General features: G+C 67.8%; 14 protein-coding genes. 5 read left to right on the plus strand and 9 right to left on the minus strand.

Annotated elements, in window-relative coordinates:
• Positions 1–63 precede the first annotated feature (63 nt).
• Positions 64–2,916: a hypothetical protein gene (locus ACFQQC_RS02175; RefSeq protein WP_376859242.1), complete on the minus strand. Its 2,853-nt coding sequence runs from the start codon at positions 2,914–2,916 to the stop codon at positions 64–66.
• 225 nt (positions 2,917–3,141) lie between these two features.
• Here ACFQQC_RS02175 and ACFQQC_RS02180 point away from each other — a divergent pair, with 225 nt between their 5' ends.
• Positions 3,142–3,342: a hypothetical protein gene (locus ACFQQC_RS02180; protein ID WP_376859243.1), complete on the plus strand. Its 201-nt coding sequence runs from the start codon at positions 3,142–3,144 to the stop codon at positions 3,340–3,342.
• Between the two features lie 62 nt (positions 3,343–3,404).
• Positions 3,405–3,914: a pyridoxamine 5'-phosphate oxidase family protein gene (locus ACFQQC_RS02185; protein WP_376859245.1), complete on the plus strand. Its 510-nt coding sequence runs from the start codon at positions 3,405–3,407 to the stop codon at positions 3,912–3,914.
• Between the two features lie 7 nt (positions 3,915–3,921).
• On the opposite strand, the gene ACFQQC_RS02190 is transcribed toward ACFQQC_RS02185, so the two are convergent.
• Entirely contained in the window at positions 3,922–4,743 is an 822-nt protein-coding gene (locus ACFQQC_RS02190) for a hypothetical protein (protein WP_376859246.1), read from the minus strand.
• A gap of 191 nt (positions 4,744–4,934) precedes the next feature.
• Here ACFQQC_RS02190 and ACFQQC_RS02195 point away from each other — a divergent pair, with 191 nt between their 5' ends.
• Positions 4,935–5,378 carry a hypothetical protein gene (locus ACFQQC_RS02195; RefSeq protein WP_376859248.1) on the plus strand — a complete coding sequence of 148 codons (444 nt, stop codon included), beginning with the start codon at positions 4,935–4,937 and terminating at the stop codon, positions 5,376–5,378.
• On the opposite strand, the gene argF is transcribed toward ACFQQC_RS02195, so the two are convergent.
• The 6 genes from argF to ACFQQC_RS02225 form a co-directional block, all read right to left on the minus strand.
• Positions 5,375–6,289, minus strand: coding sequence for an ornithine carbamoyltransferase (gene argF / locus ACFQQC_RS02200; protein ID WP_376859250.1), 915 nt, complete (start codon positions 6,287–6,289; stop codon positions 5,375–5,377). The two genes, ACFQQC_RS02195 and argF, sit on opposite strands and share 4 nt — an antisense overlap.
• Before the next feature lie 25 nt (positions 6,290–6,314).
• On the minus strand, positions 6,315–7,487 hold the full coding sequence (locus tag ACFQQC_RS02205) for an aspartate aminotransferase family protein (RefSeq protein WP_376860836.1): 1,173 nt from the start codon (positions 7,485–7,487) through the stop codon (positions 6,315–6,317).
• 106 nt (positions 7,488–7,593) lie between these two features.
• The gene (locus tag ACFQQC_RS02210; protein ID WP_376859252.1) at positions 7,594–8,112 is read right to left on the minus strand and encodes a YcxB family protein; all 519 of its coding nucleotides are present in this window, start codon (positions 8,110–8,112) and stop codon (positions 7,594–7,596) included.
• A gap of 3 nt (positions 8,113–8,115) precedes the next feature.
• Positions 8,116–9,021, minus strand: coding sequence for a M28 family metallopeptidase (locus ACFQQC_RS02215; RefSeq protein WP_376859254.1), 906 nt, complete (start codon positions 9,019–9,021; stop codon positions 8,116–8,118).
• Positions 9,022–9,094: 73 nt separating this feature from the next.
• The gene (locus tag ACFQQC_RS02220; protein ID WP_376859256.1) at positions 9,095–9,496 is read right to left on the minus strand and encodes an SRPBCC family protein; all 402 of its coding nucleotides are present in this window, start codon (positions 9,494–9,496) and stop codon (positions 9,095–9,097) included.
• 4 nt (positions 9,497–9,500) lie between these two features.
• The gene (locus tag ACFQQC_RS02225) at positions 9,501–10,322 is read right to left on the minus strand and encodes an ABC transporter permease (RefSeq protein ID WP_376859258.1); all 822 of its coding nucleotides are present in this window, start codon (positions 10,320–10,322) and stop codon (positions 9,501–9,503) included.
• A 301-nt stretch (positions 10,323–10,623) separates the two neighbouring features.
• Here ACFQQC_RS02225 and ACFQQC_RS02230 point away from each other — a divergent pair, with 301 nt between their 5' ends.
• Positions 10,624–11,148 carry a GcrA family cell cycle regulator gene (locus tag ACFQQC_RS02230; protein WP_376859260.1) on the plus strand — a complete coding sequence of 175 codons (525 nt, stop codon included), beginning with the start codon at positions 10,624–10,626 and terminating at the stop codon, positions 11,146–11,148.
• A 358-nt stretch (positions 11,149–11,506) separates the two neighbouring features.
• On the opposite strand, the gene apaG is transcribed toward ACFQQC_RS02230, so the two are convergent.
• Positions 11,507–11,914, minus strand: coding sequence for a Co2+/Mg2+ efflux protein ApaG (apaG, locus tag ACFQQC_RS02235; protein ID WP_376859262.1), 408 nt, complete (start codon positions 11,912–11,914; stop codon positions 11,507–11,509).
• A 102-nt stretch (positions 11,915–12,016) separates the two neighbouring features.
• Here apaG and ACFQQC_RS02240 point away from each other — a divergent pair, with 102 nt between their 5' ends.
• On the plus strand, positions 12,017–13,045 hold the full coding sequence (locus ACFQQC_RS02240; protein ID WP_376859264.1) for a 2'-deoxycytidine 5'-triphosphate deaminase: 1,029 nt from the start codon (positions 12,017–12,019) through the stop codon (positions 13,043–13,045).
• Positions 13,046–13,097: the final 52 nt, after the last annotated feature.

Consider the following 13,097-nt stretch of genomic DNA (forward strand, 5'->3'; position numbering starts at 1 on the left):
AACTGTCCTGAACGCCTCGGGCCGCTGGTGCAACCCGGTGCGCTCAAAAGGAGTCTGATCGCGTCAGCTGACGGGGTCAGCCGTGAAGCGATCCGCCTCGGCGCGGGCCTTGCCCCGGTCGGCGACCGACAGGACGGTGCGCAGGCGATCTACGGCCTCCTGGGCGCCGGCGTCGCCCGCGCGGGCGGCGACCAGATACCAGCGGTAGGCCTCGACCTGATCCATGCGAACGCCGCCCTGACCGGTCTCGTAGAGCTGGGCGATGTTGAACTGGCTGTCGACCACGCCGGCTTCGGCGGCCTTGACCAGCCACATCATGCCCTCTTCACCATTGCGATCACCGCCGGTGCCCTGGAACAGGTGCATGCCGTAGGTCATCATGGCGCGAGGGTTGGCGCCTTCGGCCGCCCGGCGGCTCCAGTCGCGAGCCTTGACCGGATCGACAGGCAGGCCTTTCAGCCCCTCCTCATAGAGGCCGGAGATGTAGAGCTGCGCCGGCGCGTAGCCGATTTCGGCGGCTTCCTTCAGGGCGTCCAGACCGGTCGCGTCCTCGGCCTCCAGCTTGATGACGGCCTGCTGGTACAGGTCGGCGGCGCGGGCCCGATCCGCCGGCGAGGCTTCCACCGGGGTCGAGGCCAGGGCGGCGATCGGCGTGGCGGTTGGGGCGGTCGGGAGCCCCGGAATCTGGATGCCCGAGTCCGTCAGTTCGTTGAAGGCGATGGCGCCCGTCGCGGTCAGGGCCACGGCCACGGCCGAGGCGCCCAGCGCCTTGCGCACTGCGCTGCCCTGTTTGGCGGCCTGTTTGTCCAGCCGCTCCTGCAGGCGCGACTTGCCGCCCCGCTTCAGGCCGAAGCCGGTGCGGGCCGGAGCCTCGTCGGGCTCGGCCATGGCGGCTCGGGCGGCGTCGATGGCCTGACGGGTCGAGCTGGCCCGCCCCTGTGCGGCGGCGGCGCGAAGGGCGCGCGGATCGACGAAGTCGGTTTCGCCGTCGAAATCGTCCTGACCGGCGTCGAAACTGTCCGGAGCGGTCGCCGCCAGTGCGTCCGACACATCGGCCCCGCCGAAGCTCTGGCCGAAGGGCGAGGCGGACGCGGCGGGCGGGGGCGTGAACACCGGCGTCACCGGCGCATCGATCTCGTCCGCCAGCGAGCCGGCGTAGGGTTCGGCGACGGCCTCGCGGCTGCCGAAGGGGGTCGAGGACGGTTCCGGTGCCGTGCGGGGGCCGCGCAGGACAGCATCGAAGACGGCGTCTGCCGTCAGAACCTGCCGGTCGTCTTCGGCCTCATAGACGGGCTCGGGCTCCGGCTCCGGGGGCGCCAGATCGGCGGACCAGGCCTGCTGCTCCGTATAGACCGGATCCGGGTCCTCGAAGGTCTGCCCCTGGAAGGGCGCATCGGGGAAGGCGGCGTCCGGGAAGGCGGCGGCGCGCCAGTCCGGCTGGATGTCCGCCACCGGCGAGGCGGCGACCGGCTCGGGCGCGACCACCGGTGCGGGGACCGGCTCGGGCCGGGTCTCGGCGCGGCGTTCGATGTTCTCCCGCGCCTCGGCGATCAGGGAGGCGGTGCGCTCCTCCGACAGGCGCATGCGCTCGGCCAGTTCGCCCGAGGCGCGGTCATAGCGTTGCTCGATGCGGCTCGAGCTGTCGGTCAGGCGGCGGCTGATGTCTTCCAGCGCCTGCTGCGAGCGGCGCTCGGACTGGGCGATGCGCTCGCTCAGACGGTCAGAGATGCGGGTGATCTCGCCACCCAGCTTTTCGAGCGCCAGGGCGTGGCGATCGTCGGCGGCAGTCAGGCGTTGGTCGATGCCCTGCTGCAGGCCCTGGGCCAGACGGCCCATGTCGTCATCGATCTTGCGGCCCAGGCTCTGGCCCAGCGCGGCGACCTTGCCGTCCACGCCGGTCTCGACCCGGGCGACCCGTCCGTTCAGGTTCTCGGCGATACGCAGGACCTCGCGGCCCATCGCCTCGACGGCGCCGGCGGAGCGGGTTTCGGAGGTCTTGAGCTGTTCGCCCAGCGCCAGCACGGCCCGCTCGATACGGTCCATGCGGTTCTCGGACTGGGCGGTGTCGAGCCGCCGCATCATTTCGGTGCGGTTGGCCTCGACCTGACGGCTCAGGGTCTCGGCCAGCTTCTCGAAGCGGGCGGCCTCGCGGTCGCCGGCGGGCTCGACCCGGCTCTCGGCGGCGCGCAGGCGCTCATCCAGATGGGCGAAGGAGCGTTCGAGCCCGCGCAGGGCCTCGGTCGTCCGGGACTGGGCCTGATCCAGACGGGCGCCGACCTGGGCCAGCAGGTCCGAACCGGCGCCGGGACCGGCCAGTTTCTCGACCGTCTCCATACGCTGGCGCAGTTCGTTGACGCCCGTGCGCTGGCGTTCCTCGATGTCGTAGAGGCGCCCGGCGAGCGCGCCGAGGCCGGTCTCGACCTTGCCGAAGGTCTCGGCCGTCTTCGGGCCGGTCTCCTGTTCGAACTTGCGCAGGCGACGATGGCCCTCGCGCAGTTCCTCGGCGATGTCGTCGATACGGCGGACGTTCTGGCGGCCATCCTGATCGGCGGCCTCGAGACGACGCACCAGACCGGCGACGGCCTGATCCACACCCTGAATGGCGACCGTGGAGCGGCGCTCGGCGGCTTCAAGTCGCGCGGCGATGGCGTCGATCGAAGCGCCGAGACGATGCGAATCCTCGTCCGCGCCATAGGCGTCATCCAGCCGGCGGCTGCGGCCGCGGCGTTCGAACATGTCGGCCACATGGGGACGGCGCGGCATGGGCGTATAGCCCTCGTCCTCGTCGCCATCTTCCATGATCATCGAGTTCAGCCATTCGCCCAGCGTCATGCCTGAACGGCGCGCAAGGTCCTTGGCGATCTCGCGAGCCTTGGGGTCTATCCCCTTCACGCTCCACGGCGCGGCTGCGCTCACTGATTCGCCTCCCGACCTTTGATTCGAACGCTAGTGCGCCAGATCAAGGGTGTAAACGCGCTGTTAACCCCAAGATGTGGGGTCGCCCCCAGCTTCCTGTGGAAAGACCGAACACCGACCGTATGGATGCCTCCAACGTGGTTAACAGCCCGTGAAGATTAACCTCCCGGCAAGGACTCAAGCCTTGCGCAGAGGCCTTTGGCGGTCCACGTGGCGCGGATGGACATGCGCCTGACCCTGATCCTGACCGCGGCCTTCCTGGCGCTGACCCTGTTCGCGGGATGGCGGGGCGCGCGGCCGTGGGATCCGAGCCAGCGGGTCCGCATGGCGCCCTGGCGGTTCATCATGGTGATGAGCGGCGCGGTGACCGTGCTGCTGCTGATCCACATCGGAGCCCTGCTCGGCGTGCCGCAGCGGTCCATCTGATCGCGGAACCGGCCCGACGCCCAACGCTTCCCTGATCGACCCCGATCACAGGAGAGACGTTCATGGGCGACAAGACCCTCACCGCCGCCGAAGCTGAAGAGCATTTCTGGGACAGCCTGAAGAAATCCAACACCGGCCTGCTGGGCTTGGACCAGCCCGGCTATCACGCCCAGCCGATGACCGCCTTCCGCGAGGAAGTGACCGGGACCATCTGGTTCTTCACCCGCGACGACACCGATCTGGCGAAGGACGCCGCCCTGCCCGGCGGACAGAGCGCCATGTTCCACTATGGCTCCAAGGACCAGAATGTCTGGGCCTGCATCCATGGCGACCTGTCCGTGCACGGGCAGGACCGCGCCATCATCGACCGCTACTGGAACCCGGTGCTGGCGGCCTGGTATCCCGAGGGCAAGGACGACCCGCACCTGACCATCCTGCGCTTCGACGCCGACGACGGCCGCGTCTGGGTCAATGAAGGCGGCTTCTTCAAGTTCGCCTATGAGATCGCCAAGGCCAACATCACGAAGACGACGCCGGACGCAGGTGGAGTGGCGGACGTGAAGCTGAACTGAAGCCTGATCAGGCCTTCAGGTCGGCGCTCGTCCCGGGAGCGGCCTGGGTGTCCCAGCTTTTCAGAACCTGATTGAACAACCGCGCGACGAGGGCGTCGGTCAGATTGACACCCTCCAGCCGGGCGCCTTCCATGGCGCGGCTCTCGCCCAGGGTCCGACCCAGGAAACCCACCGCGCCTTCCGGAGCCGCATCCCGTTCGGCGAAGTCGGCGGCCAGTTGATCGAGCCGCCGTTGACGTTCTTCGGGCGTCAGCGGCGCCAGCGGCGGCTGCCCCATCCGCTCACGAACCGCATTCAACCCCGCCAGTTGCTCGGCCGGCATATCTTCCGCGAACTTCACGTTCTCGAGGGACAGCTTCAGGACCTTGCCCACCCGGATCTCGTCCGCCCGGATCAGGCCGTCGCCATCCGCGTCGTCAACAACGACCGCCCGACCGGTCAAATAGCCGGCATCGAAAGCGGCGGCGCGTTGGAGATCCTTGTGAGCCTCCAGCTCGTCCCGGTTCAGAGCGCCGTCGCCATCCACATCCGCGCGCGCGATCAGCTGGGCAATGAATGCCTCGTCGGTCGTTGCTTCCGACTGGGCGTTGATGAGGGCGTTCATCACCTGCACCCCGAAAGCATCGGACGGCGTCATCTCGGCGCGCATGACCCTGCCGTCACCGTCCGCATCCAGAGCCTTGAAAACCTTGGCGGTATCGTCCGCATTCGCGCCGGCTGCCGCCATTTCCGTCAGACTGACGGCGTCGTCGCCGTCCGTGTTCAGCCGGTCAAACAGCTTCTGATAGAGCTGTTGCGTCAGGTTCTGGCCGCCAGCGATCGTCGTCATGTTCAGACCTCGCGTTGCTCGCGAGACAGATTGAAGCAAACGCCGGACCAGTCTGGGCAACGATCCGCGAGGCGCCAGCCTGAAGCACGGGCGGGGTGGTGGACGTGAACCTGCAGTCGGGTTTCGTCAGGTTTGGACGGCGGCGCGCATCTGCGGGACCGGGTAGTCTGCTTTCAGCTCTGGAGGTTCTGATGAAGCCCGCCCTGCTGATCCCCGCCGCCATCGCCGTCCTGCTGGCCGCCTCGCCCGCGCTGGCGTGCCGGATACCGTCCGAGACCGTGAGGGCCGAGGCCGCCATGCCTCGGGTCGGCTTTACCGCCGTCGTGTCGTCGGCGCTCCGTGCGCACCCGACCCCCGATCTTGAAACCATCGGAGTGACCCTCCAGACCCGCGAAACCCTGTCCGGATCACCGCCGGCGCAGAGCTCGCTGTACGGCGTGCTGTCGGATGAGATCGTCGTGCACAGCTGCGGCCCCATGCGTCCCTACCCGCACGAGATGACCCTTCTGACGGAAGGTTCGCTCGTGATCGTATCCGGGGTGCAATCACCCGACGGCGACCTGATCATCCAGGCCGCCGCCCCTGTGCGCAGTGAAAGGGGCCAGACCCTTCTCGCGCAGCTCCGTAGCCGTTAGCCCGCGAAGCACCACGCCAGCACGGCCTTCTGGGCGTGGATGCGGTTTTCCGCCTCGTCCCAGACCAGCGACTTCGGCCCGTCGATGACCGAGTCCGTCACTTCCTCGCCGCGGTGAGCCGGGAGGCAGTGCAGGAAGACGGCGTCGTCATTGGCCAGCGCCATCAGGGCGTCGTCGACGCCATAGCCGTCGAAGGCCTCCAGACGGGCTTCATAGTCCTGATCGCCCATCGACACCCAGGTGTCGGTGACCACGACGTCGGCGCCGGAGACGGCCTCGCGCGGGTCGCTGGTCAGGACGACATGGTCGCCGCCCTTGGCCAGATCATGCAGGTCGGGATGGTATTCGGCCGGGCAGGCGACCTGCAGGCGGAAGCCGAACTTCGGCGCCGCGTGCATGAAGCTGTGGCAGACATTGTTGCCGTCGCCGACCCAGGCGATCGTCTTGCCCGCGACCGGCCCGAGATGCTCCTCAATGGTCAGCAGGTCGGCCAGGATCTGGCAGGGGTGCGAACGGTCGGTCAGGCCATTGATCACCGGCACCGTCGAGACGCGGGCGAAGCGTTCGACGTCCTCATGGTCATTGGCGCGGATCATCACGGCGTCGACCATGCGCGACAGCACGCGGGCGGTGTCCTCCACCGGCTCGCCGCGGCCCAGCTGCATGTCGCCGGCGTTGGCGATGATGCCCGAGCCGCCCAACTGGCGGATGGCGGCGTCGAAGCTGAAGCGGGTGCGGGTCGAGTTCTTCTCGAACACCATGGCCAGCACACGATCCTTCGCCGGAGCGTCCGCATCGACGCGCCCCTTCGGCCAGCCCTTGCGGGCCGTCTTGCGGGCATGGGCGTCATCCAGGATGCCGCGCAGGTCCTCGGCGCTGAGCCGGTGGATGTCGAGGAAGTGACGGACCATGGGGCCCTCCCGTTCTGTCAGGGCCTCAGGCCAGCTTGGTCCGCGCGAACTCGCAGGTCTTCTCGAAGCGCTCGACGGCCTCGCGGGCCTCGTCCAGCGTCAGCACCAGCGGCGGCAGGATGCGCACGCAGTTGTCGCCGCCGCCGGCGACCAGCAGCTGCTGTTCGTCGCGGGCCCAGGCCATGAACTCGCGGTTGTTCGGAACCAGCTTTACGCCGATCAGCAGGCCCTTGCCGCGCACGTCGACGATGACGTCCGGGAAGCGCTGCTGCAGGCCGTGCAGTTGCTGCTTCAGATAGCCGGCGATCTCGTTGACGTGGGCCAGGGTTTCCGGCGCCGACAGCTCCGAGAAGGCGGCCTGACCGACGGCCATGGCCAGCGGATTGCCGCCGAAGGTCGAGCCGTGGACGCCCACGGTCATGCCCTTGGCCGCGTTCGCCGTGGCCAGACAGGCGCCGATGGGGAAGCCGCCGCCCAGCGCCTTGGCCACCGCCATGATGTCCGGGGTCATGCCGGCCCATTCGTGGGCCCACAGCTTGCCGGTCCGGCCCATGCCGCACTGGACTTCGTCGAAGATGATCAGGACGCCGGTCTCGTCGGCCAGCTCACGCATCCAGCGCAGATCCTCATCCGGCGTGGCGCGGCAGCCGCCCTCGCCCTGCACGGGCTCGAGGATGATCGCCGCCGTGGTCGGGTTGCGGAAGGCGGCCTCAAGCGCGGCCTTGTCGCCCCACAGCAACTGGTGGAAGCCCTCCATCTTCGGGCCGAAGCCTTCGGTATAGGACGGGTTGGCGGCGGCGTTGATCGCGCCATAGGTCCGGCCGTGGAACGAGCCGTCAAAGCCGTAGATGTCGATGCGTTCCGGGTTTCCGTTGGCGACGTGATGCTTGCGGGCGGTTTTCAGCGCGCACTCAACGGCCTCGGTGCCCGAGTTGGTGAAGAAGACGACGTCGGCGAACGACTTCTCACACAGGGCGTCAGCGAGGGCTTCCTGCCCCGGAATGCGGAAGATGTTGGAGACGTGCCACAGCTTCTGGGCCTGTTCGGTCACCGCGGCGACCAGCTTGGGGTGGGCGTGTCCCAGACCGTTGGTCGAGATACCGGCGACACAGTCCAGATATTCCGTACCATCCGTCGACCACAGACGCGCGCCCAGACCACGCTCCACCTCCAGCGGCGCGCGGTTATAGACACCCATCAGATGTTCCTGGGACACGGGACTGAACCTCCAGAAGAGAGACGGCCCCGTCGCGGGTGCGACGGAGCCGGGAAAAGAGCGTGGTCTTGTCGGACGCGAACCGGGGTTAGTCAACACCGCGTCCGAGACGGCCAGAAGTCGTGACCTCGGCGACAAGGCCCCGAAGCTCTTCCGCCTGCCCGGCGACCAGTGACCGCGTCGGCAGGATCGCGGAACTCGAAGGGGTCAGGGCGAACAGGAAGCGATCCTGCTCCTCACTCACCTTCGCAACCATCTCCCACCGGAAGACCGTGCTGCTGAGCGGAGTTTCCACCCGAACACCCTCTTGATCGAAGTTCCATCGCGCGGAGCCGGAAGCTTTCGCGGCATCTGCCGAAATCCTCGCGCTGATCGCCGTCACGACCCGTCCGGCGATGATCAGAACCAGAAGCACCGCAACCATCGTCACACCAACCCAACCCGCCGCCTCCTCGCTCGCGAAAGCCGCAGCAACGAGAAAGCTGACGAGAAAGACCGCGAGAAGCGCGAGGGTCTGGACCCAAGCGAGCCTGCTCACCGACTTCCAGGCCGATGGAGCGGGCCGCAGTTCGCGCGCGTCGGGAAGAACGTTCTCGACGACGATCATCGCCTATTCGTCCCGCGCCAGCCGCAGGGCCAGGTCGGCGACGAAGCCGGCGGTGCGCAGGATGTCGTCGCCATCGACCCACTCCATCCGGTCATCGGCCGAGTGGATGCGCTGGAACACCGGCGGGACGAAGCCTTCCGCCAGGCCATTGGTCTCGCCGCCGTTGAAGGCCAGCCACATCTGGTGGGCGCCCGCCGCATCCTGCGAGCCGATCGAGATGACCGGCAAGCCGGCGGCCGAGAAAACCCGGTCGTCGCTGGGCGGATAGTTGGGGAAGGCCATGCAGTCGAAGGCCCGCTCGGCGCACTGGGTCCGCATGGCGGCCAGCACGAAGGCCGACTGTTCCCCCACGTTCTCGCCGTACATCAAGGTCTCGCCATAGGCGTTGACGTCCATGTTGATGACCGCGTGGATGCGGCTCTTGTCCTGCGCCTCCAGCCATTTGCGGGCGCCGATCAGGCCCAGCTCCTCCTGATCGGTGAAGACGAAGACATAGCGATAGGGCCCCGGCGCCTGCTCGACCTGCTCCTTGATCAGGCCCGCGGCCTCCATCAGGGCGGCGACAGAGCCGGCGTTATCGACCACACCCTGCGACATCGAGCCGTCGCGCAGCGGCACGGCGTCGAAGTGGGCGGTCAGGACGATGTCCTTGGCCCCCTGCCCCACCGTGATGACCACATTGGCGCCCGGACGCGGGCCGGTCCGCTCATTGCCGCCCTCGAAGGGCGCGAGTTGCGGCGCGAAGCCCTGCTCGCGCAACTGCGCCACCACGATGTCGCGGCGCTGGTCATTGGTCTTGGCGGCGTAGGTCTGGATGGCGGCCTCGACGGCCTGTCCCTCGGCGGTCAGGGCTTCGTCCTGCACCGGCGCGGCCAGCAGCGAAAGCGCGAAAAGCGACTGGATCAGCATGGAAACCCCTCCCGTTGGTTCCCCGCCTTGCTAGCCGCTGGATCGCTTGGCCGCCAGTGCGGCCGAACGCCTGTCAGTTTTCGAGCAGGCGTTTCAGGGTCGCGAGATCCTGAGCCACATGGGCCGCGTCGGCTTCGAACGCGGCGTCGTCCTGCGAGGCCTGCCGGATGACGGTGAAGCTGACCTCGGCGCCGTCATGGTTGGGCGTGATGCGCAGGGCGTTCTCCACCATCGTCCCGTCGGCCAGGGTGACCGTGTGGTCGATGACGCCGAAAAGGTTTTCCGGCGCGAAGCGAACGCGAATTTCGCCGATGGGGCCGCCGTCGCCGATCCAGTTCTCGCCATCCTGCTTCAGGCCTGCCGCCAGACCCGAAGCCCAGTGCGGCATGTTCTCCGGCCTGGAAGCGAAGGCGTAAACCTCGCGCCAGTCCCGGTCGATGCTCAGGTGAACGACACGGGCGGCGGCGACGGACATGGGCTCAGCTCTTCAGACGCCAGCCCGATTTGAACACGGCCCAGCAGGCATAGGACAGGATCAGGGTCAGCAACGCGCTCATCGCGACACCGATCCAGAGATTGCCCTCGGCATGGCCGATGAAGCCCGAACGGAAGCCGTCGATCAGATAGAAGATCGGATTGAAGTGACTGATGGTGGCGAAGGGCTCCGGCAGGTTGTCGACCAGATAGAAGGTGCCGGACAGGAAGGTCATCGGCATGATCAGGAAGTTCTGGACCGCCGCCAGCTGATCGAACTTCTCGGCCCAAAGACCGGCGAAGACGCCGACCATGCCCATCAGCAGCGAGGCCGTCAGGGCGAACCAGACGATGGTCAGTACATTGCTGACGCCCAGCCTGGCGAACGGCATGACGCAGACGGCGGTGACCAGACCCACGGCGATGCCGCGGGTGGCGGCGCCCAGGGAGAAGCCGATGGTCAGTTCCAGCGGGCTGAGCGGCGGGGTCAGGAAGTCGGTCGAGGTGCCCATGATCTTGGCCTGGATCAGGCTGGACGAGGCGTTGGCGAAGGCGTTGTTCAGGATGGCCATCATGATCAGGCCGGGCGCCACGAACTCGGCGAACGGGGTGCCGTCGATGGGCGGGCGCGAGTCTTTCAGGGCGACCACGAAGACCAGCATGTAGAGCAGGGTCGTCACCACCGGCGCGGCCACGGTCTGGGCGCCGACCTTCCAGAAGCGCCGCACCTCCCTGAGATACAGGGTCTTCACCCCCTCCCAATTGACGCCGTCATACCGGCGCGGCTGCGGGAGCCCGGACGGGCGCGTGGAGGCGAGATCAGTCATAGGCGCGCAAATGCGCCCGCCGGCGCCGCTTCGCAAGGCGAGGGGGTTCGGTGACGCGTGAAAAGTGAGCAGAGCGGCGAGAAGCCGCGCGAACTGGGCCGCGCCTGCGCTCACGTTGCACCCGGAAACGCCCGGCTCCAGTCCCATTCCCGGGACCATTTTAACCATACCAGATGTAGTTCCTGTGGACGGACCAATTCCCACATATTGCGCGTTTTAAGAGGTGGTTTACGATTAGGAGTAGGTCGGCCCCACAGGAGGGACATACCGACCCCATATGTTGAATCCCTGGAGGGCGACCATGACCGCAGGCTGGACCGAAGATCGCGTCGGCGCGCTGAAGAAGCTGTGGCTTGAAGGCCAGTCGGCAAGCCAGATCGCCAAGCAGCTGGGCGGCGGCGTGACCCGCAACGCCGTGATCGGCAAGGTGCACCGTCTGGGCCTGTCGGGCCGCGCGGCGCCGTCGCAACCGGCGCGCGCCACCTTCCGCCCGTCGCGTCCGCGCCCCACCCCGCAACCGACCCAGGCCCCGTCGGCGCCGCGCCGCATCGAGGCCGCCCAGCCGCGCATCGCCGTGCCGGTCGCCCCGACCCCCGCTCCGGTTCCTGACCTGCCGGGTACCGCCACGGTGATGACCCTGGGCGCCCACATGTGCAAATGGCCGATCGGCGACCCGTCGTCGGCCGAGTTCAGCTTCTGCGGCCGTCGCGCCTCGGAAGGCGTCTACTGCGTCGAGCACGCCCGCGTCGCCTACCAGCCGCAGGTCCGCAAGGGCGGCAAGGACGGCGCCTCCGACCTGGCCCGCAGCCTGCGCCGCTACATCTAGGTCGCACTGACCTGCCAAAGGCGGCTCGCACCACCCCGCGGGCCGCCTTTCTTTTATCCGGCCACATGGCTGTCACAGATGGTCCCTAGAGGGGCCGCCGTCCGCGTTGACGCCGCCCGCCGCGGCGATGACGCCGGGGGCGGGGGCTGCGGTTATCCGGGTTGACGCAGCCCCTCACCTCTTCTGCCTTGGCGCAGGCTCCGGCGTCAGGCCGTCGAGCACCGAGCGATGCAAGTGATTGGTGACTAGTGATTAGTGGATGGCGGCCGCCGACATCCAGCTCATCAGGCGCGGGCTGTGGGCCAAGCCACCCACCAATCACTCGTCGCCTCACCGCCGGCAGCAGACCCACCGGCGCCTAGTTCAGCACCCGTCTCTCGCCCGGGACATCGAGGCTGAAGGCCGGGATGGCGACCTCGAACATGCGGCCCAGATCGTCGACCATCGAATAGCCGCCGACCATGGAGCCGGAGGCGGTGCCCAGCGGGCAGCCCGAGGCGTAGGAATAGCTGTCGCCCGGCTGGATGGTAGGCTTCTCGCCGACCACGCCCGGACCGCGCACCTCCTCCACATGGCCGAGGGCGTCGGTGATGGTCCAGCGACGGGCGACCAGCTGCACCGGCGAGGCGGACAGGTTCACGATCTCGACCTGATAGGCCCAGACCCAGCGCCCGCCGTCCGGATCGGACTGGCCGGCCAGATAGCTGGGGCGGACACGGACCACGATCCCGTCGGTCTCGGCTTCATAGGCGGGGGCGTCATGCATGCGGGAAAGGTCCCGGAACGCGTCCCCGCGTCAAGCGGGACCTTGCTCGCAAAGCGGAATGCGGCGAGAGAGACAGGCCGCAAATTCGTGTAAGCGATAGGCATGACCCTGAGCATCCCCCGTCCCGGCATTCTGCCCGCCCAGTCGATCGAAGCGCTGATCGCCGGTGGCGCGATCTCCACCGAAACCCCGTTCGACGCCGATCAGGTGCAGCCGGCCAGTCTGGACCTGCGTCTGTCCGCGACCGCCTGGCGCGTGCGCGCTTCCTTCCTGCCCGGCAAGCGCAAGGTCGAGGACCGCATCGCCGACGTGGCCATGCACACCATCGACCTGTCCGCCGGCTATGTGCTGGAGAAGGGCTGCGTCTATATCGCCAAGCTGCAGGAACGGTTGAGCCTGCCCAAGGGCCTGATCGCCCGCGCCAACCCCAAGAGCTCGACCGGTCGCGTCGACGTCTTCGTTCGCCTTCTGACCGATCGCGGCGGCAGCTTCGACGACGTGGACGAGGGGTACGAAGGCCCGCTCTATCTCGAGATCGCGCCCCAGACCTTCTCGATCCTGGTCCGCCCGGGCACCCGCCTGAACCAGCTACGCCTGAAGGCGGGTGAGCCGCCGAAGCTGGAAACCCGCTCGGTCGGCGTCGAACTTTCGGGCGGCGAGCACGGCATCGTCGGCTTCCGCGGTCGTCGCCACGCCGGCGTGGTCGATCTGGACAATATCGACGGTCACGACCCGAAGGACTTCTGGGAGCCGCTGACCCTGCGTCGCGGCGAACTGCTTCTGGATCCGGGCGAGTTCTACATCCTCGCCTCGTCGGACGATGTGGAAATTCCGGTCGATCAGGCCGCCGAGATGACCCCGATCGACCCGTCGGTCGGCGAGTTCCGCGTCCACTATGCGGGCTTCTTCGATCCGGGCTTCGGCACGGACGAGGCGCACGGCGCGGGCTCGAAGGGCGTGCTGGAGGTTCGCACCCACGACACCCCCTTCCTGCTGGAGCACGGCCAGATCGTCGCCCGGCTGGTCTATGAGCCCCTGACCGAGCGGCCCAGCCGCCTCTATGGCGAGGGCGGCAGCCACTACCAGAAGCAGGGGCTGAAGCTGTCGAAACACTTCAGGCCGTGGGGGTAAGAAGGTTCTAGGTTCTAGGGTTCAGGGATCAGGTTGATTTCCGCTTCCCTAG

Source organism: Brevundimonas sp. GCM10030266 (assembly GCF_042666595.1).
Taxonomy (GTDB): Bacteria; Pseudomonadota; Alphaproteobacteria; order Caulobacterales; family Caulobacteraceae; genus Brevundimonas.